The organism is Brevundimonas sp. Leaf363 (assembly GCF_001424025.1).
Classification (GTDB): Bacteria; Pseudomonadota; Alphaproteobacteria; order Caulobacterales; family Caulobacteraceae; genus Brevundimonas.
Map to the genome: position 1 here is coordinate 267,214 of NZ_LMPZ01000001.1, position 17,048 is coordinate 284,261.

The 17,048-nt window shown below is 69.1% G+C and carries 27 protein-coding genes and 1 tRNA gene; 16 read left to right on the forward strand and 12 right to left on the reverse strand.

Annotation, left to right across the window (positions count from 1 at the left end):
* The first annotated feature begins 61 nt into the window (after positions 1-61).
* On the forward strand, positions 62-1,024 hold the full coding sequence (mdh, locus tag ASG17_RS01330) for a malate dehydrogenase (RefSeq protein WP_056098237.1): 963 nt from the start codon (positions 62-64) through the stop codon (positions 1,022-1,024).
* Positions 1,025-1,094: 70 nt separating this feature from the next.
* On the opposite strand, the gene maiA is transcribed toward mdh, so the two are convergent.
* Positions 1,095-1,727: a maleylacetoacetate isomerase gene (gene maiA, locus ASG17_RS01335; protein WP_056098240.1), complete on the reverse strand. Its 633-nt coding sequence runs from the start codon at positions 1,725-1,727 to the stop codon at positions 1,095-1,097.
* Positions 1,724-2,392, reverse strand: a complete 669-nt coding sequence (locus ASG17_RS01340; RefSeq protein ID WP_056098937.1) for a fumarylacetoacetate hydrolase family protein — start codon at positions 2,390-2,392, stop codon at positions 1,724-1,726. The genes maiA and ASG17_RS01340 overlap by 4 nt, the downstream gene beginning before the upstream one ends.
* 136 nt (positions 2,393-2,528) lie before the next feature.
* Between ASG17_RS01340 and ASG17_RS01345 the strand changes: the two genes are divergently transcribed.
* Both ASG17_RS01345 and ASG17_RS01350 read left to right on the forward strand, forming a co-directional pair.
* Positions 2,529-2,873: a DUF883 family protein gene (locus ASG17_RS01345; protein WP_056098940.1), complete on the forward strand. Its 345-nt coding sequence runs from the start codon at positions 2,529-2,531 to the stop codon at positions 2,871-2,873.
* The gene (locus ASG17_RS01350; RefSeq protein ID WP_056098242.1) at positions 2,873-3,286 is read left to right on the forward strand and encodes a hypothetical protein; all 414 of its coding nucleotides are present in this window, start codon (positions 2,873-2,875) and stop codon (positions 3,284-3,286) included. Before ASG17_RS01345 ends, ASG17_RS01350 begins: the two co-directional genes overlap by 1 nt.
* A gap of 99 nt (positions 3,287-3,385) precedes the next feature.
* On the opposite strand, the gene ASG17_RS01355 is transcribed toward ASG17_RS01350, so the two are convergent.
* Genes ASG17_RS01355 through ASG17_RS01365 form a run of 3 tightly spaced genes read right to left on the reverse strand, consistent with a single transcriptional unit; the run spans position 3,386 to position 5,578 of the window.
* Positions 3,386-4,237: a metallophosphoesterase gene (locus ASG17_RS01355; protein ID WP_056098244.1), complete on the reverse strand. Its 852-nt coding sequence runs from the start codon at positions 4,235-4,237 to the stop codon at positions 3,386-3,388.
* Complete coding sequence (locus ASG17_RS01360; protein WP_082496046.1) at positions 4,237-5,190, reverse strand: diacylglycerol kinase family protein; 954 nt, start codon at positions 5,188-5,190, stop codon at positions 4,237-4,239. Before ASG17_RS01360 ends, ASG17_RS01355 begins: the two co-directional genes overlap by 1 nt.
* Positions 5,191-5,233: 43 nt before the next feature.
* Positions 5,234-5,578: a hypothetical protein gene (locus ASG17_RS01365; protein WP_156367691.1), complete on the reverse strand. Its 345-nt coding sequence runs from the start codon at positions 5,576-5,578 to the stop codon at positions 5,234-5,236.
* A 159-nt stretch (positions 5,579-5,737) separates the two neighbouring features.
* On the opposite strand from ASG17_RS01365, the gene ASG17_RS01370 reads away from it, so the two are divergent.
* From ASG17_RS01370 to ASG17_RS01390, 5 genes are all read left to right on the forward strand, one after another.
* The gene (locus tag ASG17_RS01370; protein WP_056098246.1) at positions 5,738-6,082 is read left to right on the forward strand and encodes a YMGG-like glycine zipper-containing protein; all 345 of its coding nucleotides are present in this window, start codon (positions 5,738-5,740) and stop codon (positions 6,080-6,082) included.
* A 103-nt stretch (positions 6,083-6,185) separates the two neighbouring features.
* Positions 6,186-6,638 (forward strand): OmpA family protein, encoded by a 453-nt coding sequence (locus tag ASG17_RS01375; protein WP_156367692.1) that lies wholly within the window; start codon positions 6,186-6,188, stop codon positions 6,636-6,638.
* A gap of 37 nt (positions 6,639-6,675) precedes the next feature.
* A complete protein-coding gene (locus ASG17_RS01380) occupies positions 6,676-6,888 on the forward strand; it encodes a DUF2945 domain-containing protein (protein WP_056098251.1) in 213 nt (70 codons plus the stop codon).
* Positions 6,885-7,805, forward strand: coding sequence for an NAD(P)/FAD-dependent oxidoreductase (locus ASG17_RS01385; RefSeq protein ID WP_056098253.1), 921 nt, complete (start codon positions 6,885-6,887; stop codon positions 7,803-7,805). Before ASG17_RS01380 ends, ASG17_RS01385 begins: the two co-directional genes overlap by 4 nt.
* Positions 7,806-7,866: 61 nt before the next feature.
* A tRNA-Gly gene (locus ASG17_RS01390) sits at positions 7,867-7,941 on the forward strand.
* A gap of 6 nt (positions 7,942-7,947) precedes the next feature.
* Here the strand turns inward: ASG17_RS01390 and ASG17_RS01395 are convergent.
* The gene (locus tag ASG17_RS01395; RefSeq protein WP_156367693.1) at positions 7,948-8,217 is read right to left on the reverse strand and encodes a hypothetical protein; all 270 of its coding nucleotides are present in this window, start codon (positions 8,215-8,217) and stop codon (positions 7,948-7,950) included.
* Positions 8,218-8,393: 176 nt separating this feature from the next.
* On the opposite strand from ASG17_RS01395, the gene ASG17_RS01400 reads away from it, so the two are divergent.
* From ASG17_RS01400 to ASG17_RS15355, 5 genes are all read left to right on the forward strand, one after another.
* Positions 8,394-8,780 (forward strand): response regulator, encoded by a 387-nt coding sequence (locus ASG17_RS01400; RefSeq protein WP_056098256.1) that lies wholly within the window; start codon positions 8,394-8,396, stop codon positions 8,778-8,780.
* Positions 8,780-9,103: a hypothetical protein gene (locus ASG17_RS01405; RefSeq protein WP_056098257.1), complete on the forward strand. Its 324-nt coding sequence runs from the start codon at positions 8,780-8,782 to the stop codon at positions 9,101-9,103. Before ASG17_RS01400 ends, ASG17_RS01405 begins: the two co-directional genes overlap by 1 nt.
* Positions 9,104-9,110: 7 nt before the next feature.
* On the forward strand, positions 9,111-9,680 hold the full coding sequence (locus tag ASG17_RS01410; RefSeq protein WP_082496047.1) for a response regulator: 570 nt from the start codon (positions 9,111-9,113) through the stop codon (positions 9,678-9,680).
* Positions 9,677-10,147, forward strand: coding sequence for a hypothetical protein (locus ASG17_RS01415; RefSeq protein WP_056098259.1), 471 nt, complete (start codon positions 9,677-9,679; stop codon positions 10,145-10,147). Before ASG17_RS01410 ends, ASG17_RS01415 begins: the two co-directional genes overlap by 4 nt.
* 82 nt (positions 10,148-10,229) lie before the next feature.
* Entirely contained in the window at positions 10,230-10,394 is a 165-nt protein-coding gene (locus ASG17_RS15355; RefSeq protein ID WP_156367694.1) for a hypothetical protein, read from the forward strand.
* A 53-nt stretch (positions 10,395-10,447) separates the two neighbouring features.
* Here the strand turns inward: ASG17_RS15355 and ASG17_RS01420 are convergent, their stop codons facing one another.
* Positions 10,448-10,672 carry an alkylphosphonate utilization protein gene (locus ASG17_RS01420; RefSeq protein ID WP_056098261.1) on the reverse strand — a complete coding sequence of 75 codons (225 nt, stop codon included), beginning with the start codon at positions 10,670-10,672 and terminating at the stop codon, positions 10,448-10,450.
* 9 nt (positions 10,673-10,681) lie between these two features.
* A complete protein-coding gene (locus tag ASG17_RS01425) occupies positions 10,682-12,724 on the reverse strand; it encodes an NAD(+) synthase (protein WP_056098263.1) in 2,043 nt (680 codons plus the stop codon).
* Positions 12,725-12,878: 154 nt separating this feature from the next.
* Here ASG17_RS01425 and ftsY point away from each other — a divergent pair, with 154 nt between their 5' ends.
* From ftsY to ASG17_RS01440, 3 genes are all read left to right on the forward strand, one after another.
* Positions 12,879-13,823, forward strand: coding sequence for a signal recognition particle-docking protein FtsY (gene ftsY, locus ASG17_RS01430; RefSeq protein ID WP_056098265.1), 945 nt, complete (start codon positions 12,879-12,881; stop codon positions 13,821-13,823).
* Positions 13,820-14,446, forward strand: a complete 627-nt coding sequence (locus tag ASG17_RS01435) for an inner membrane-spanning protein YciB (RefSeq protein WP_056098267.1) — start codon at positions 13,820-13,822, stop codon at positions 14,444-14,446. The genes ftsY and ASG17_RS01435 overlap by 4 nt, the downstream gene beginning before the upstream one ends.
* A 109-nt stretch (positions 14,447-14,555) precedes the next feature.
* Positions 14,556-15,251, forward strand: a complete 696-nt coding sequence (locus tag ASG17_RS01440) for a MarR family winged helix-turn-helix transcriptional regulator (protein ID WP_056098269.1) — start codon at positions 14,556-14,558, stop codon at positions 15,249-15,251.
* A gap of 87 nt (positions 15,252-15,338) precedes the next feature.
* Here the strand turns inward: ASG17_RS01440 and ASG17_RS01445 are convergent, their stop codons facing one another.
* Genes ASG17_RS01445 through ASG17_RS01460 form a run of 4 tightly spaced genes read right to left on the reverse strand, consistent with a single transcriptional unit; the run spans position 15,339 to position 17,005 of the window.
* On the reverse strand, positions 15,339-15,563 hold the full coding sequence (locus ASG17_RS01445) for a hypothetical protein (protein WP_056098270.1): 225 nt from the start codon (positions 15,561-15,563) through the stop codon (positions 15,339-15,341).
* A gap of 34 nt (positions 15,564-15,597) precedes the next feature.
* Positions 15,598-16,131, reverse strand: a complete 534-nt coding sequence (locus tag ASG17_RS01450; protein WP_056098272.1) for a DsbE family thiol:disulfide interchange protein — start codon at positions 16,129-16,131, stop codon at positions 15,598-15,600.
* Positions 16,128-16,286, reverse strand: a complete 159-nt coding sequence (gene ccmD / locus ASG17_RS01455) for a heme exporter protein CcmD (protein WP_056098274.1) — start codon at positions 16,284-16,286, stop codon at positions 16,128-16,130. The genes ASG17_RS01450 and ccmD overlap by 4 nt, the downstream gene beginning before the upstream one ends.
* Positions 16,286-17,005 carry a heme ABC transporter permease gene (locus ASG17_RS01460; RefSeq protein WP_056098275.1) on the reverse strand — a complete coding sequence of 240 codons (720 nt, stop codon included), beginning with the start codon at positions 17,003-17,005 and terminating at the stop codon, positions 16,286-16,288. The genes ccmD and ASG17_RS01460 overlap by 1 nt, the downstream gene beginning before the upstream one ends.
* Positions 17,006-17,048: the final 43 nt, after the last annotated feature.

Here is a 17,048-nt window from a genome sequence, read left to right on the forward strand (position 1 = left end):
CAGGCCCTCGAACAAGCCGGCCTCAAGTAGCGCGAAGCGCGGTAGGCCACTGGAGACTATTATGGCTCGCGCGAAGATCGCCCTTATCGGCGCCGGCATGATCGGCGGCACCCTGGCCCACGTGGCGGCGCGTGAAGCGCTGGGCGACGTCATCCTGTTCGACATCGCCGAAGGCACCCCCCAGGGCAAGGCGCTGGACATCGCCGAGGCCACCGCCGTGTTCGGCTCGTCGGTCGCGCTCAAGGGCGCCAACGCCTATGCCGAGATCGCGGGCGCCGACGTCTGCATCGTCACCGCCGGCGTGCCCCGCAAGGACGGCATGAGCCGCGACGACCTGGTCTCGATCAACCTCAAGGTCATGAAGGCCGTGGGCGAGGGCATCAAGGCTCACGCGCCCAACGCCTTCGTCATCTGCATCACCAACCCGCTGGATGCGATGGTCTGGGCCCTGCAGAAGTTCTCGGGTCTGCCGCACGAGAAGGTCGTCGGCATGGCCGGCGTGCTGGATTCGGCCCGCTTCGCCTACTTCCTGTCGGAAAAGACCGGCGTCTCGGTTCAGGACATCCACGCCTGGACCCTGGGCGGCCACGGCGACGACATGGTGCCGATGGTGCGTCACTCGACGGTCGGCGGCCTGCCGCTGCCGGACGCCGTCGCGGCCGGCTTCCTGTCGCAGGCCGACCTGGACGCCATCGTCACGCGTACGCGTAAAGGGGGAGGCGAGATCGTGGCCCTGCTGAAGACCGGCTCGGCCTTCTACGCCCCGGCCGAAAGCGCCATCTCCATGGCCAAGTCCTATCTGCTGGACCAGAAGCGCGTCCTGCCCTGCGCCGTCTGGCTGTCGGGTGAATACGGCCTGTCGGACCTTTACGTCGGCGTGCCCGCGCTGCTGGGCGCCGGCGGCGTCGAGAAGGTGGTCGAGTTCACCACCAACGACGAAGAGAAGGCCATGTTCGCCAAGTCGGTGGCTTCGGTCCAAGGCCTGATCCAGTCCTGCAAGGATCTGGATCCGTCGCTGGCCTAAGCGAGCCGGCGCGGTCCGCAGGATCGAACCGAAAATGGGGCCGTGGAGCGATCCGCGGCCCTTTTTCTTGTCAGCCGGCGTCGGGTTGACGATCCGGGCGGGCGGCGGCGATGGCGGGGTGTGCGAGGGCGGTCGCCTCGACCGCCAGCAGGGCCGGATAGGGGTCCAGCGGCGTCTCGAAACGGCGCGCGTTGTAGAGTTGCGGGATCAGGCAGCAGTCGGCCAAGGTGGGCTGGTCGCCGAAGCTGAAGCCCGCGCCATGCCGCTGCACCAGCGCCTCAAGGGCGGCCAGGCCCGGCGCGACCCACCCGCGCGCCCAAGCCTGTGTCGCCGCATCGTCGAAGCCGTATTCGGTCTTCAGCCGCTTCAGCACGCGAAGGTTCTGCAAGGGATGGGTGTCGCAGGCCACGACCTGCGCCATCGCCCGGACCTGCGCCCGCGCGAAGGCGCCCGCCGGCAAGAGCGGCGGCGCCGGATGGGTCTCGTCCAGCCATTCCAGGATGGCCAGGCTCTGGCCGACCACGCCGTCATCGGTCTCGATGGCCGGCACCAGGCCTTGCGGATTGCGCGCCAGATAAGCCGGGTCGTGCTGGGCGTTCAGGCGCAGGTCGTGTCCAACCGCCTCGGCCGTCAGCCCCTTGAGCCCGAGCGCGATGCGCACGCGATAGGTGGCGCTGGAACGCCAGTAGCCGTGCAGGATCATGGGGCCACCGTGAATGTCAGCGGCTCCAGCCCCTCGATCGTCGCCTCGACCCGGTCGCCGCGCACCAGCGGTCCGACGCCCTCGGGCGTGCCGGTGAAGATCAGGTCGCCCGCCCGCATGGCCCACAGCTTGTTCGCCTCGGCGACGATCGCTTCCGGATCCAGGATCATGTCGCCCAGTCGGCCCTCCTGCTTCACCACGCCGTTCACGCTCAGCCGGATCACCGCGTCTGGATCGGGCAGGGCGCCGAGGGTCAACACGCCGCACGGCGCTGACTGGTCGAAGCCCTTGGCGGCGTCCCACGGCCGCCCCTTCTCCTTGGCCGCCGCCTGGATGTCGCGCCGCGTCAGGTCGCAGCCGACGGCCCAGCCGACGACGCCGTCTGGCCCCAGGGCTGCGACCAGCTCCACCTCGTGGTGCAGGTTCGCCGTTTCGCCGGGATAGGCCGGGTCCGCTCCGTCCGTGACCAAGGCATCGGCCGGCTTGGCGAAAAAGAACGGCCGCTGCCGGGTCGGGTCAGATCCCATCTCACGCGCGTGGGCGGCGTAGTTCTGACCGACGCAGAGGATGCGCCGGACCGGGAACCGCTCGGTGCGGTTCAGGACGGCCAGCGAGGGCGTGGGCGCCGGCGGGAACAGCCATGATGTCTGAGCGCTCTGGGTCATGCCGGGTGTGTAGGCCGGGTCGGTTCGACGCGAAAGCGTGTGCGCCATGCTGCGCTGCGGGAACCGCGGCCTGACAGTGGCGTTTCGGACCGGGGTTCCCTATTTTACCGTCAAGCTTATGAACGGAGCGCGCATCATGGCCACCACCAAGGCTCGAGAAGACATCAAGAACGATCTGAAGACCCTCAAGGAGGATCTGAAGACCGGCGCGCGCGAAGAAACGCAGCGCCTGCGGACCAAGGCCACCGAGGCCGAAGCCGAACTGCGTGCGCGCGGCGAAGAGCTGCGCGACCAGGCCCGCGGCTATTATGACCAGGCCCGTGTGCGCAGCCGCGAATACTACGACGAGGCGGCCGAGCGTCTGGATGAAGCCCAGCGCTATGTCGTCGAGCGCGTGCAAGAGCGCCCGGTGCAGTCCACCGCCATCGCCCTGGGCGTCGGCGTCGTGCTCGGCCTGCTGCTGTCCGGCCGTCGTCGCTGATGTTCAAGGGTCTTTTGCGCAAGGCGGTGGCCGGGGCGATCGTCGCGGCCAGCGCCTTCATGGCCGTCGTCTTTTTGGGCGTGGCGATCTACAGCGCATTGGCCCTGATCTGGCCGCCGCTGGGGGCCGCCGCGGCGACCTTCGGCCTGTTCGCCGTGGTCAGCGTCGTCACCGCCCTGGTCTTCCTGGGCGGTTCCGGCGGGTCGCACCATGACGACGACGAAGAGGAAGAGGCGCCGCAAGGTCTGGCGGCGCGCGTCATCCACATGGTGCGCGAGCGCCCCATCGTGGGCGTCGCCGGTGGACTGGGCGCCCTGTTCCTGCTGCTGCGCAACCCTGCGCTGGCGGCCATCGTCGCCAGCATGGTGACGGAGCGGAAGATGGAGCAGCGCGGATATCGTCGGCGCCGCTGACGACACCTCTCCGCTGAAACCATCAAGGGCCGCGGCTTTCGCTGCGGCCCTTTTTCTTTGTGGATATGGGATCGACGCCGGCCGATCGACGCCGACGGCCTATACCGCCGCTTTCTCCAGCGGGCCGGGCTGGTTCGGATTTGGGGCCGTGGCCGACTTGCGCGTGTCCTGCCGCCGATTCAGCCGCCACGTCTGATGCGGCGTGAACGCGCCGTCGATCCAGGCCATGGCCGTGACGGTGATGGTCTTGGCGTCCCAGTCCACCTGATTGAAGCTGGGCGGCGTGCCACGCTCGCGATGCGACAACGTCCCGCAGCCGATGGCGTAGGAGCAGCGGTCGGCCAGGTCGATCGGTAGGGCGAACGGGATGTGGACGTGGCCCGTCATGATCAGGTCCACCCCCGCCTCGGCGAAGATCAGCGCCGCCGCGTCGCCGCGCTTCACGTCGCCGGTCATCGGCGTGCCGATCATCTCGATCAGAGGGTGGTGGCAGGCCAGAATGCGGAGTGCGCCGGGCGGCGCCTGGCGCAGCGCATTGGCCGCCTTCTTGGTCTGGGCCAGATCGATGACGCCCTTGGACCAGTTGGCCCGCGCCTGCCAGCCGCGGGCTGTCGTCACGCCGCGCACCATCAGGTCGGGTGCAAGGAACTGGTGATCGTGCGCCGGATGTCCGGTCGCCCGCTCGAACGCCTTCCAGGGATAGAACAGCCGCGCCGCCACGTCCCAGTAGGGAACGTCATGGTTCCCGACGTTGACGAACCGGGGCTCCGGCATGGCGCGGATCCAGTCGCCTGCCGCCTTGAACTCGTCCGGATAGCCCTTTTGCGTAATGTCGCCGGTGATCAGGATCAGGTCCGACGGCGTGGCATGGGCGTAGTCCACCGCAGCGGCGCAGGCGCGGCGATGTTCGACCCCGAAATGGATGTCCGAAAACTGGAGCAGTCGCCCCATCAGACGCTGTCCTCCGCCGCCGGCGGGCGGGGAGCCAAGGCGACGAAGGCCTTGGGATTGAAGCGCACCACCGTCTCGTGCGGCAGCAGCAGCGGTTCGCCGTCGATCACGGAGGGGATGCGCGAACGCGCGTGCACCTCGATCCGCTTCGCCGGCTTGGTTGAGACGGCCGGATCGTGCCGCCAGTCGTCGAACAGGGCGTGTGCGGCCAGACGGAAGGCGGCCGAGGCGTCGCTGGGATCCATGGCGGCGGCTTCCAGACCGACCGGCTCCTCCAGCGCGCGCGAAATCATCGGCGAGATCAGGACCAGGGCCTCGGCCCGACGTTGCTCGGCGCCGTCGAGCCGGAACTTCAGCCGGCCGGAGAAGGCGCGCTTGAGCGCGCGGCGTCCGTATTGCCAGGCGAGCGACAGCCGGCCCTTGCGGATCGCCTCGCGCGCCGGGGCCCACAGAGCCGGCGAACCCAGAATGGCGGCGCAGTAAAAGGCCTCGCCCTCGACCTCGCCGCCCGACACGGGCTGAGGCGCGCCTTCTTCCAACGCCTTGCGCAGCGCCAGCTTCCAGTCGGCCGTACCGTAGAGCGCCTTGGGCAACATGTTCATGGTGCCGCCGGGCAGGGGCGCGATCAGCGGCCCCTTGGGCCCCGCGCGGGACGCGACCGCCCGCGCCGTGCCGTCACCGGCCAGCACGATCAGCAGATCCGGCTTTGCGTCCAGCGCCTCGCCGATCTGCTTGTCTATTTGGTCTGGCGTCAGGGCGACGACGTCCGCCTCGAACGCATATTCGGCCAGCAGGGCCTCCGCCTCGGCCTGCGCGCGTGGGCCCACGCCGCCGGACAGCGGATTGATCAGCATGACGACGCGGTTCAGCGTCGCCTCTGAGGTCAGAACAGCCGATCGCGATGCGTCGGACGTGGAGGGCGCCACGGCGCTGTCGGTTTCAAGCTCGGCCATGGCCGCCGAACGCGGCCCTGCGGACTAGGGTTCCGTGCGAGCGTTACGGCTGGGACGTCTTGATCTCGTCTGCGGCCTTCTGGGCCCCGGCGGCGACCGCGTCGCCGGCCTTCTCGGCGGCGTCGCCCGCCTTGTCGGCCGCGACCTCGGCGGTCTGCGGCGCCTTGCCGACCGCCCTCTGCGCCGCGTGCCAGCCGCTGGACAGCCAGCCGTCGATGATGGCGCCGCCCTCGGCCACGGAGCGTTCCTTGACCCCAAGCGCGATGGTCAGGGCGCCGAACAGCGCCAGCAGGGTGACGATCAGCCCGATCAGCGGGTTGCCGCCGCTGCGACGCTTCGTGCGCGCCCACACCGGATTGTGCTCACTGCCGCCGTGCCCGTCGGCCATTTTCATCGGTTCAGAAAAACGCATCGCGACACCCATCCCTTGTCAGCGCCATCCCCTCCCAGAGACTAATACGGCGCGCCTGCCCCGCATAGGCCGGGAACCGGAGCCATAATCCAGCGTTCTCGCCGCAGGGGCGAAACCCACCAAAGGAATTTCACTATGAAAATGGCTATCATCGCTATCGCGTCGGCCGGCCTGATGGCCTCGGCTTGCGCCAGTGACCCGTACGGCAGCGGCCCGAACCAGACGGTCCGCCAAGGCGCCATCGGCGCCGGCCTGGGCGCCGTCGCCGGCGCCATCATCGGCAATAACGTCGGCAGCGGCAACGCAGCGACCGGCGCTCTGATCGGCGGCGTCGCCGGCGGCGCCATCGGCGCGGTCCGCGGTTCGCAAGCCGACCGCAACCAGCAGCAGCGCTACCGCGACAGCCAAGGCCGCTACTACTACTGCTACGACAACCGTCAGACCGAGTGCTATTGGGAAAACGGTTCGCGTCGCTACTAGGCGTCGCAACGACTTCCAATGATTCAGCGGCGGTTCGTCCTTGGGGCGGGCCGCCGTTTTCATGAAAAGGCGGCGCGAGAATGCGCCTGACAGGGGAATGAGCATGCGCGCGATTGTGGTGACGGCGGCGGTTCTGGCGGGCGTGGGCCTGTCGGGATGCGGAATGACGAAGATGTCGACGCGCGAACAGCTGGTGGCGACGCCGGCGACCTGTGTGGCGCAGCGGTTCGACGTTTATTTCGCTGACAGCGAGGCGGGCTTGACCCCGGCGGCGCGCCAGGCGATCGGCGCCACGGCCGAGCTGTTGAAGGGCTGCAAGATCAATCGGGTGCAGGTGCTAGGCCTGGCCGACGCGCGGGGTGGCCAGGCAGCGAACCTGAACCTGTCGGAGCGGCGGGCCCAGGCGGTGGCGGCGGCCCTGACCGAGGCCGGCTGGCCGGCCCCGGTCTTCGACGTATCCGCAGCGGGCGATTCGGGCGCCACGACCGACGCGGGCGTGCGCGAGCCGCTGCGACGCCGAACCGAAGTTCTGGTCGAGGCGGTCAACCCGACCTAGGCCGGCAACCGTTCTGCGGCGCAGGCGCTTAGCCCCCATGACCGACAAAACCTTCAAGGCCGGCGACACGGTCGCCTGGGACCACAGCCAGGGCACAACCAAGGGCAAGGTGGTGCGCAAGCTCACCAAGCCGACCAAGATCAAGGATCACAAGGTCGCCGCCTCGGCGGACAACCCGGAATATCTGGTCGAAAGCAGCAAGACCGGCGCGCGCGCGGCGCACAAGCCGGGCGAACTGCGCAAGGCGTGACGGCGCCGAAAGCCGTCGATGTGCTGGTCATCGGCGCCGGCCCTGCCGGCCTGACGGCCGCCACCTATTTGGCGCGTTTCAGGCGCTCTGTCGTGGTGGCCGACGGGGGTGAGCCGCGCGCGAACTGGATTCCTCTCAGCCATAATATGCCCGGCTTTCCCGAGGGTGTGACAGGCGGGACCATCCTTGGGCGCATGCGCAGTCAGGCCGAGGAGTACGGCGCGGTCATCGCCTCGGCGCAGGTCACCGCGTTGGAGCAGGACGGCGACGGCTTCATCGCCCGGACGCAGGCCGGACCGGCGTGGCGCGCCCGCGCGGTCCTGATGGCCACCGGCGTCGTCGATCACCACCCGAACCTGCCGGAGGTGGAGGACGCCATCCGTCGCTCGCTCGTGCGCATCTGTCCGATCTGCGATGGCTATGAAGCGATCGGCAAGACAGTGGCGGTGATCGGCCGCGACGATCTCGGCGCCCGCGAGGCGGCTTTCATCCGCACATATTCCGACGCCGTCACCCTGATCCACGCAGGTGCGCCGGCCAGCCTGACCGCGCGCGACGAGCTGGCGCGGCTGGGGATCGACCTGATCGAGGCGCCGATCGACCGCGTCCGCATCGAGGACGACCGCGTCTCAGCGGTCTGCTGGAACGGCGAGTGGAAGGCGTTCGACATGGTCTATTCGGCCCTGGGCGTCACGCCTCAGGTCGATCTGGCGCTGCAGGCCGGCTGCGCCCTGGTCGAGGATGGCCGCCTGGTCGTCGATGAGCATCAGCAGACCAGTGTGCAGGGCCTCTACGCCGCCGGAGACGTGGTGCGCGGCCTGAACCAGATCGCCACCGCCACCTCCGAAGCCGCCATCGCCGCAACCGCCATCCATAACCGTCTGCGCCAGGTCGAAGGACTGACCATCGCGGGCTGATCATGGCGTTGCGACAGGCGCCTATGCCGCGCTAGAGACGCGCTGCGTAGGAAAATCCTGTGCGGGTGTAGTTCAGAGGTAGAACGTCAGCTTCCCAAGCTGAATGTCAGGGGTTCGATTCCCCTCACCCGCTCCAGGAGCCTCAGGCGACAGCCTTGATGGAAGCGGCTGCGGCCGGGGCAGGCTCGGCCGCGACGGCCTCGACGGCCGCCCGGGCCACATCGACCGGCTCCATAGAGGCGTTCAGGCCTTTGATGATGCGCTTGGTCGATGCGTTGATGTGGATCTGGTGGCCGTCCATAAATTCGAGGGTGCAGCCGACGCCGGGTCGGTCGTAGACCATCTTCACCCAGGCCGGGTTGACCCAGACCAGGGCGTCCTGGTCGTCTTTCACCGCCAGCATTCTGGCCATCGTCGTCCCCATCCGCCGCAAACATACATACTGCGGCGTGATTCTGCGGCGAGTCTGGCCCGAGCGCTAGGCCTCGAGATCGCGACGCCGCGCCGCATCGCCAGCGAGCGTTCCGACGTTCAATCAACCTTAACGTGTATCGTGGTTTCTGCCCTTCCACTTCGGGGAGGAGGCGCATGGCCGTCGATAAATCCATGAACGTGCTGGTCGTCGACGACTACAAGTCGATGATCCGCATCGTGCGCGGCCTGCTGGTCCAGCTGGGCTTCACCAACATCGACGAGGCGGCGGATGGTGAGACCGCCTTCGCGATGATCCGCGCCAAGCCCTATGGCCTGGTCCTGTCGGACTGGAACATGCAGCCGGTGACGGGGCTGGAGCTGCTGCGCCGCGTGCGGGCCGAACCAGCGACGCGCGCCACGCCGTTCGTCATGGTGACCGCCGAAGCCAAGGTCGAGAACGTCGTCGCCGCCCGACAGGCGGGGGTGAACAACTATGTCATCAAGCCCTTCACCCTGGCGGTGTTGAAGCAGAAGCTGACCTCCGTCCTGGGAGAGCTGTGATGGACGCCGCGCAGATCCTGGCGCGCACGGCCGAGATCCAGGCCGGTCTGGACGAGGCGGCAGAGCGCCTGCTGGACCACCTGGGCCGCGCCCTGCCGATGGCGCAGACCGACGCCCTGAAGACCGAACTGGTCGCCGCGCTGGAGGCTTGCGCCTTCCACGATCTGGCGGGCCAGCGGCTGGCCGTGTTCGCCGCGGCCCTGATGGGGCTGGCGCGCGAGGCGCAGGACGATGCGCTGTGGGCCGATCCGCTGCTGAACGGTCCGGCCGATCGGGGCCAGGGGCTGGACCAGGCCGCCGTCGATCGGCTGCTGAGCGCCTGAGGTCGCCGTGCCCCTGCCCTCAACCCGCATCGGACTCCGCGCGGTCGAGCCGCTGATCGTGGACGACAGCACACAGTCGCTGGAGATGATGAGCGCCCTGATGATGGGTTTCGGCGTCTCCCGCTCGACCAAGGTGCAGACGGCGGCGGAGGCGAAGACGGCGCTGATGCGCTCGACCTTCGACGTCATTCTGATGGACAGCGAATTGCCCGGCCAGGACGGGTTCAGCCTGATCCGCCACGTTCGGGGCGACCGCGACGGCCCCAATTTTTCCGCGCCCATCATCCTGCTCAGCGTCGATACGGCTCGCCCGAAGGTGGAGCGGGCGCGTGACGCGGGCGCCAACTTCGTCATCGCCAAGCCGGTGTCGGCCACGGTCCTGCTGGAACGCCTGTTGTGGATCGCCCAGAGCCGGCGGCTGTTCGTCGACGCCGACAGCTATCGCGGGCCGGATCGCCGGTTTCAGACCCTGCCCCTGCCCGATGACGTGGAGGAGCGGCGCGAGAGCGACCTGCGCCTGGCCGCCACGCCCGAGCGCGCGATGTCGCAGGACGAGATCGACGGACTGTTTCTGTGACCACGCCGCGTCCCGTCCGCCTGTTCCGCCCACCCAACCGTCTGGAGAAGATCCTCAACGCCGCCGAGCGCCGCGCATTCGCCGAGCATGTCGCGCGGGCCGAGCGGGAGGTCGCAAGCCTGCTGCCGGGCTTACGCGCGCGTCTGCCGGAGCAGGTCGCCGTTCTGGTCGAGCTGTGCCACGAGCCGGAGGCCGAGGTCTTCGCCGCCAGTCCCGAGATCGGGTTCAAGGCCCTTGCCGTGGCCGAGGCGGCCCGGGCGGTCGGACTGGACGGCGTCGCTCGCGTCGCCGGCGAGATCTGGGCGCTGGTCGAGGCCCTGCTGGACCGCGGCGTCTGGCACACCGAGGCGCTGACCGTGCAGGCCGAAGCCCTGCAGATGTCCATGGCCAACGCCCCCCTGCCGCCCAAAGAGCAGGCCGTGATCGACGAGCGCCTGAAGGCCTTGCGTGATGCCGTCGGATTCTGAGGCGCAACGGACACGCCACAGAAGAACCCCAATCTTTTCCGGACCTTTTTGTCGCTATGCCGGTTCTCGCCCCATGGGACGGATGCAACGCACAGGTCAGGAGTGTTTCGGCGAGGCCAAGAAGCTGATCGCCGAGGCCGTGTCGGAACCGGATGACGCCCGGCGCGCGGCGCTTCTGGTCATGGCAGACCACTGGGTCGCCCTGCAGGCCGCGCGCGGACAACGCCCGCCGCTGGCGGTCAACTAGACGCTCTCGCCGAGGCTCCCGGGTTCGCTGACGTCGGCGCCCGGCGTGCCTGATCAGGCCTTTTTGACGAACTCGGTGCGCAGGACCAGGCCGCGGACCTTTTCGACGTTGGCCTCGATCTCGTCGGCGTCGCCGGTCAGACGGATGTTCTTGACCAGCGTCCCGCGCTTCAGGGTCACGCCGCCCGAGCCCTTGACCTTCAGGTCCTTGATCAGGGTGACGCTGTCGCCGTCGGCCAGCGCATTGCCGTTGCTGTCGCGGGTGATGTCGTCGCTCATGGTTCCGGCCTAGGCGTCCGGCGTGTTCGCTTCAAGCTCGTCCAGCCAGACGCGCGCGCTGGCGTCCGACGGGGCGCGCCAGTCGCCGCGGGGGCTGAGCGAGCCGCCGGTGACGACCTTGGGGCCGTTGGGCAGGGCGGATCGCTTGAACTGGCTGGTCTGGAAGAAGCGGATCAGGAATTTCCGCAGCCAGGCTTTGATCTCGGCCAGGTCGTAGGCGACCCGCTCGTCGTCCGGCGCGCCGGCGGGCCAGGCCCCCGTGGCCGGGTCCTTCCAGGCCTGATGGGCCAGATACGCGACCTTGGACGGCTTCAGGCCGAAACGGCTGAGGTAGAACAGGAAGAAATCGTTCAGCGCATAGGGGCCCACGGTCGCCTCGGTCGACTGGATCCGGCCGTCCTTGGCCGGGACCAGTTCAGGCGAGATCTCGGTGCCGAGAATGGCGTGCAGGACGTCGGCCGCCGCGCCCGCGTGCTCCTTCGCCGCCACCCAGCGGATCAGGTGCCGGATCAGCGTCTTCGCCACCCCGCCGTTGACGTTGTAGTGGCTCATGTGGTCGCCGACGCCATAGGTCGCCCAGCCCAGCGCCAGTTCCGACAGGTCGCCGGTGCCCAGGACGAAGCCGCCGTTCTGGTTGGCCAGGCGGAACAGATAGTCGGTCCGCAGGCCCGCCTGCACATTCTCGAAGGTGATGTCGTGCACCGGCTGGCCGTCCGCATGCGGATGGCCGATGTCTTTCAGCATCTGTTCGGCCGCCGGGCGGATATCCAGCTCGGCCCCCGTGACGCCCAGCGCCTTCATCAGGCTCCACGCGTTCGACTTCGTGCCGTCCGAGGTGGCGAAGCCTGGCATGGTGTAGGCCAGGATATCCGTTCGCGGCATCCGCAGACGATCGAAGGCGCGGCAGGCGACCAGCAGGGCCTGGGTTGAATCCAGACCGCCGGAGACGCCGATGACGATCTTCTTCGAACCGGTCGATGTGAGGCGCCGCATCAGGCCCTGGACCTGAATGTTGAACGCCTCATAGCAGTCGCGATCCAGCCGAGACGCGTCGTCGGGCACGAAGGGGAAGCGGTCCAGCGGGCGGATCAGGTCGCCCGGCGCCGCGTCCTCGCGCGCCTCGAACAGCACCATGTCGAAGGCGTGATCGTCGTCCAGCTCTCGACGGGCGCAATCGGCGAAGGTGCCGGTGCGCAACCGCTCCAGACCGATCCGGTCGACGTCGACATCGGCGATGGTCAGGTGCGGCTCCAGCGCGAAACGGTCGCCCTCGGCCAGGCGGGCGCCCAGTTCGTGGATGGTGGCCTGACCGTCCCAGGCCAGGTCGGTGGTGCTCTCGCCCCAGCCCGAGGCCGTGAAGACATAGGCGGCCATGGCCCGCGCCGACTGGCTCGCGCTCAGCATCGCCCGCTCGTCCGCCTTGCCGATGACGATGTTGGAGGCCGACAGGTTCAGCAGGATGCGCGCCCCCGCCAGCGCCTGGCGAGTCGAAGGGGGCAAGGGCGCCCAATAGTCCTCGCAGACCTCGACGCCGAAGACGAAGCCGGGCCGGTTCTCTGCCGCGAAGATCAGACGCGTCCCAAAGGCGCCCCACTCGCCGCCCAGGTCGGGCAGATGGTCGTCGGCCGGGCTGAACCAGCGTTTCTCGTAATACTCCCGATAGTTGGGCAGATAGGTCTTGGGCACGACGCCCAGCACCCGGCCCTCGCCCAGCACGACGGCGCAGTTGTAGAGGCGGTCGCCGGAGCGGATCGGCGCGCCGACGACGGCGACGACGCCCGTCTCGGCCGTGACGTTGGCGGTGTCGTGGATCTGGCGCTCGACCTCGTCCAGCAAGGCCGCCTGCATGATCAGATCGTCGATGGCGTAGGCGCTGAGAGACAGTTCGGGGAAGACGATCAGGTCGCAACCCTGCTCGCCCGCATGGCGGATCAGGGCGGCGTGCGCCTCGGCGTTCGCGACGGGATCGGCCGTGTGCACGACGGGCGTCGCGGCGGCCACGCGGACGAAGCCGTGGGTGCGGGGACTGAAGAAGGGATGCGTCTCGGCCATGCTCTGTTCCGCTCGTCCCGGCGGTGGCCGGGCCCCGGCGAGGGCGTCATGCGCCCACACCGGCATTCCGGTGTCTTCTATAAGATTTGCGCCGCGAACCCAAAGAACGGGGTCTCCGCTTTCGCCGGGGAGAGCGGTAGGATATGCCCCACCCATGACCGATACGTCCAAGAAGGGCTGGTTTTCCCGCCTGACGGACGGGCTGAGCCGCTCGTCCAAGCAGATGACCGACCAGGTCGTCTCCGCCTTCGTCAAGGAGCCGCTGTCCGAGGCGGCGCTGGAGGGGCTGGAGGAGCATCTGCTCGAGAGCGACCTGGGCCCCGCCGCCACGGACCGCATCGTCGCCCGCTTCCGCGACCTGCGCTTCGGCGCGGGCGCCAATGAGCGCGAGGTCAAGGAGGCGCTGGCCGAGGCCGTCGCCGCCGAACTGATCAATCACCAGGCGACGTTCGACCCCCTGGCCGATCCGGCGCGTCCATGCGTCGTGCTGTTCGTCGGCGTCAACGGCTCTGGCAAGACGACCACCCTGGGCAAGATCGCTTCGAACCTGACCGGCAAGGGCGCCAAGGTCATGGTGGTGGCCTGCGACACCTTCCGCGCCGCCGCGCGCGAGCAGCTGAAGGTCTGGTCGGAACGCGCCGGTGCGACCTTCGAGAGCCGCCGCGACGGGGCCGATCCGGCCGGTCTGGCCTTCGACGCCTACACCCGCGCCAAGGCCGAGGGCTTCGACGTGGTGCTGATCGACACCGCCGGGCGTTTGCAGAACAAGTCCGCCCTGATGGACGAGCTGTTGAAGATCGTGCGCGTGCTGAAGAAGATCGACCCGGACGCTCCGCACGAGACGCTGCTGGTGCTGGACGCCACCGTGGGCCGCAATGCGCTGGAGCAGGAGAAAATCTTTGGGCGGACGGCCTATGTCTCGGGCGTCGTGATGACCAAGCTGGACGGCACGGCGCGCGGGGGGGTGCTGGTGCCGGTGGCCCAGGCGTCGGACGCCCCCATCAAGCTGATCGGCGTGGGCGAGGGGGTCGAGGACCTTCAGCCGTTCGACGCCCGCGCCTTCGCCCGGTCTCTGGTGGGACTGGAGGAGGCGGCATGACCGCGACGACGACCCCGCCCGCCCGTTCGCGCCTGCGTCAGGCCGTGGACTTCGGCGCCCTGGCCGCCTTCATGGCCGCCTATGCGGTGAACCGCTTCATCCGGGGATTGGACGGGCAGGAGGCCTTGGTCCAGGCGACCTGGGTGCTGGTGGCGGCGTCGGCCATCGCCCTGATCGTCGGCTATGTCACCGAGAAGCGGATCGCGCCCCTGCCGGCCCTGACCGGCGGCTTCGCCCTGGTGTTCGGCGTCCTGACGCTGGTTTTCCACGATCCGACGCTGCTGAAAATCAAGATCACGCTGCAGAACACAGTCCTGGCGGCGACGCTTCTGGGATCGCTGCCGTTCCGGAAGTATCCGTTCAAATACCTGCTGGGCGACGCCTTCCAGCTGACCGAGGCGGGCTGGCGCGGCCTGACGCTGCGATACGGCCTGTTCTTCGCGGCCGTGGCGGTGGTCAACGAGATCGTCTGGCGCTCCCAGTCGGACGATACGTGGGTCGCCTTCCGGGGCGGACTGTGGATCGCCTCGGCCGTCTTCGGCGTCTGGCAGGTGTTCTTCCTGATGATGCATATGATCAAGGACGAGACGCCCGATCCGGTCTCGCCCGACACCGGACTTTGACCGGTCGACGATCAGGGGCTTTGACAAGCGGGCATCGTCCGTCGTCAAACTTTTAAATGCGACTGATAGCTAAGCCGTGACGGACAGGAACGCCGTGAGGGAGGCCCAGATGGTCAAGTCGGACGACAAGGGGCGCAAGAAGGGCGCCCTGGCGGGCTCGCCCAGCCACCTGATGCACCGCGCCCTGCAGTTGGCGCTGGACATCTACACCGAAGAGGCGGGTTCGGACGGCCTGACACAGCGCCAGTTCGCGGTGCTGGAGGCGGTGGCCGCCAAGGCCGGCGCGACCCAGGCCGAACTGGTCAAGGCGACGGGCATCGACCGCTCCACCCTGGCCGATCTGGCCGCGCGGATGACGTCGAAAGGCCTGCTGCAGCGCGAGCGCTCGACGCTGGACGCCCGCGCCATGGCGGTGCGGCTGTCGCCGGCGGGCGAGGCCGCGTTGGCTGACGCCCGGCCGCGCGTCGCCGCCGCCGACGCCCGCATCGTCGCCCTGCTGCCGAAAGCCGGCCGCGACGCCTTCCTGAAGACGCTGGGCGCCCTGTCCGCCGCCGCCGATGCTGCGCCGGAGCAGGCCAAGGCCGAAAAGAAGGCGGCCAAGAAGGCCAGGAAGCTGGAAAAGAAAGCCGCCAAGGACGCCAAGAAGGCCGCCGACGCTTCGGCCCTCCCGGCCGAAGACGCCGCCAAGCCCGTGAAGGCGCCCGCCAAGGCGAAGGCGCCCAAGCCGGTCAAGGCTGCGAAACCGGTCAAGCCTGCTCCCAAGGCGGCGAAGGCCAAGACGCCCAAGGCCGTCGAACCGGCCTGATTTTATCCAAGCCGCCGTCATCCTCGGAGTTCATCTGAGGATCAGGTGTGGTCGTGCTGGCGCTTTGCTGGGTGGGATAGCGCTGGGCTAGACCCGGATATCCAGCAGCGCGCCGGGACGCGCCATTCGCGGTTCGGCAGGCTGGGGCTCGGCGCCGGCAGGGGTCGCCATGGGGCGTGCGACCGGCGCGGCCTGGGCCGCATCCAGCGCGGCGCGGAAGAAGGCGGCCTGGGCGTTGCGCACGGCGGCCGGCGGTCCGGACGACGCCGGCGTCGTCGGCAGCGGGGTCGAGGGCAGGCGCATATCGCTCATGCCCACAAGGTTAACGAAGCCCGTCGAAAAAGGGTTAACGGCCTAGTGCCGCGGCCAGCCGTTCGACATCGGCGTCGGTGATGATCGGGCCGGACGCCTTGGCCACGATGAGGCCGTTGGCGTCGACGGCGAAGCTTTCGGGCACGCCGGACACGCCCAGATCCAGCCCTACGCGGCCCTCGGGATCCAGCAGAACCGCCGCATACGGATCGCCCAGTTCGTTCAGATAGGCGCGGGTCGCCACCGGATTGTCCTTGTACGCCACGCCCACCACCGCGATGCCCCGCGCCCTCAGCTTGGCGAGGTTCGGATGCTCGACCCGGCACGGCGCGCACCAGCTGGCGAACAGGTTGACCACGCGCGGCTGGCCGGCGGCGGCCTGCGCCAGGGCGACCGGCGCGGGACCGGCGAGGGAGCCCTGAAGCGGCGACAGGCTGGCCGTGGGCAGCGGGCGGCCGACCAGGGCGTCGGGGCGGTAGACCGGATCGCGCTTCAGCGACCAGCCGACGAAGACCGCCGCCAGGGCCGCCAGCACCACCAGCGGTGCGATGGCCAGCCAGCGGTTCAAGACGCGTCCTCTTCCGCCTCGAGCGCCTTCAGCGCCGCCTTCGCGCGGCGGCCGGCGACGACGGTGCGCGCGACCAGGGCGCCGAGCACGACCACGCTGATCCCCCAGGCGGGCCAGACGAAGGCGGCGTAGGGGGCCATGTCCAGATCGAGCATCAGGCGAACCTCGCGGCGCGGGCGGCCAGGGTCGCGGCGCGGCGACGCCTCACCTCGGTGCGGATGGCGGTGATCCAAAGAGCCAGGAACAGGACGCCGTACGCCGCCATCATGGTCAGCAGCGGCTGCAGATAGGCCGGGTCCAGGCTCGACCCGCCGGCGCGCAAGAGGGACGCCGGCTGGTGCAGGGTGTTCCACCAGTCGACCGAGAACTTGACGATCGGCAGGTTGATCAGCCCGACCAGACCCAGGACGGCGGCGGCGCGGGCGGCGCGGGCCTCGTCGTCGATCGACGCGCGCAGGGCCATGTAGCCGACGTAGAACAGGAACAGCACCAGCACGCTGGTCAGGCGCGCGTCCCACACCCACCACGTGCCCCACATCGGCTGGCCCCATAGCGATCCGGTGACCAGGGCCAGGCCCGTGAAGGCGGCGCCCGGCAGGGCGGCGGTCTTGGCGGCGGCGTCGGCCAGCGGGTGGCGGAAGATCAGGGCCAGGAAGCTGGCGACGCCCAGCGCCGCATAGACGCCGGTGCCCAGCACGGCGGCCGGCACATGCACGAACATGATCCGCACCGTGTCGCCCTGCTGGTAGTCGGCCGGCGCGGTGAAGCTGAGCCACGCGCCCACGACCAGCAACACGCCCGCCGCCCCCCAGAGCCAGGGAACCAGCGGCCGGGTGAAGCGCATGAAGCGCTCGGGATTGGCCAGACCGAACATGGCCGCTCCTTTAGCGGGGCGCGCGGGCGCGCGCCACAGTCGT

Excerpts from the sequence above, each read along its gene's own strand:
- ASG17_RS01405 (WP_056098257.1), top strand. The coding sequence starts at position 8,780 with ATGGACGCCGCGCAGATCCTGGCGCGCACGGCCGAGATCCAGGCCGGT.
- ASG17_RS15355 (WP_156367694.1), top strand. The coding sequence starts at position 10,230 with ATGCAACGCACAGGTCAGGAGTGTTTCGGCGAGGCCAAGAAGCTGATC.
- ASG17_RS01370 (WP_056098246.1), top strand. The coding sequence starts at position 5,738 with ATGAAAATGGCTATCATCGCTATCGCGTCGGCCGGCCTGATGGCCTCG.
- ASG17_RS01440 (WP_056098269.1), top strand. The coding sequence starts at position 14,556 with ATGGTCAAGTCGGACGACAAGGGGCGCAAGAAGGGCGCCCTGGCGGGC.
- ASG17_RS01365 (WP_156367691.1), bottom strand. The coding sequence starts at position 5,578 with ATGGCCGACGGGCACGGCGGCAGTGAGCACAATCCGGTGTGGGCGCGC.
- ASG17_RS01380 (WP_056098251.1), top strand. The coding sequence starts at position 6,676 with ATGACCGACAAAACCTTCAAGGCCGGCGACACGGTCGCCTGGGACCAC.
- ASG17_RS01395 (WP_156367693.1), bottom strand. The coding sequence starts at position 8,217 with ATGGCCAGAATGCTGGCGGTGAAAGACGACCAGGACGCCCTGGTCTGG.
- ASG17_RS01460 (WP_056098275.1), bottom strand. The coding sequence starts at position 17,005 with ATGTTCGGTCTGGCCAATCCCGAGCGCTTCATGCGCTTCACCCGGCCG.
- ASG17_RS01355 (WP_056098244.1), bottom strand. The coding sequence starts at position 4,237 with ATGGGGCGACTGCTCCAGTTTTCGGACATCCATTTCGGGGTCGAACAT.
- ASG17_RS01350 (WP_056098242.1), top strand. The coding sequence starts at position 2,873 with ATGTTCAAGGGTCTTTTGCGCAAGGCGGTGGCCGGGGCGATCGTCGCG.
- ccmD (WP_056098274.1), bottom strand. The coding sequence starts at position 16,286 with ATGCTCGATCTGGACATGGCCCCCTACGCCGCCTTCGTCTGGCCCGCC.
- ASG17_RS01400 (WP_056098256.1), top strand. The coding sequence starts at position 8,394 with ATGGCCGTCGATAAATCCATGAACGTGCTGGTCGTCGACGACTACAAG.
- ASG17_RS01420 (WP_056098261.1), bottom strand. The coding sequence starts at position 10,672 with ATGAGCGACGACATCACCCGCGACAGCAACGGCAATGCGCTGGCCGAC.
- ftsY (WP_056098265.1), top strand. The coding sequence starts at position 12,879 with ATGACCGATACGTCCAAGAAGGGCTGGTTTTCCCGCCTGACGGACGGG.
- ASG17_RS01425 (WP_056098263.1), bottom strand. The coding sequence starts at position 12,724 with ATGGCCGAGACGCATCCCTTCTTCAGTCCCCGCACCCACGGCTTCGTC.
- ASG17_RS01375 (WP_156367692.1), top strand. The coding sequence starts at position 6,186 with ATGCGCGCGATTGTGGTGACGGCGGCGGTTCTGGCGGGCGTGGGCCTG.
- mdh (WP_056098237.1), top strand. The coding sequence starts at position 62 with ATGGCTCGCGCGAAGATCGCCCTTATCGGCGCCGGCATGATCGGCGGC.
- ASG17_RS01360 (WP_082496046.1), bottom strand. The coding sequence starts at position 5,190 with ATGGCCGAGCTTGAAACCGACAGCGCCGTGGCGCCCTCCACGTCCGAC.
- ASG17_RS01345 (WP_056098940.1), top strand. The coding sequence starts at position 2,529 with ATGGCCACCACCAAGGCTCGAGAAGACATCAAGAACGATCTGAAGACC.
- ASG17_RS01435 (WP_056098267.1), top strand. The coding sequence starts at position 13,820 with ATGACCGCGACGACGACCCCGCCCGCCCGTTCGCGCCTGCGTCAGGCC.
- maiA (WP_056098240.1), bottom strand. The coding sequence starts at position 1,727 with ATGATCCTGCACGGCTACTGGCGTTCCAGCGCCACCTATCGCGTGCGC.
- ASG17_RS01340 (WP_056098937.1), bottom strand. The coding sequence starts at position 2,392 with ATGACCCAGAGCGCTCAGACATCATGGCTGTTCCCGCCGGCGCCCACG.
- ASG17_RS01445 (WP_056098270.1), bottom strand. The coding sequence starts at position 15,563 with ATGAGCGATATGCGCCTGCCCTCGACCCCGCTGCCGACGACGCCGGCG.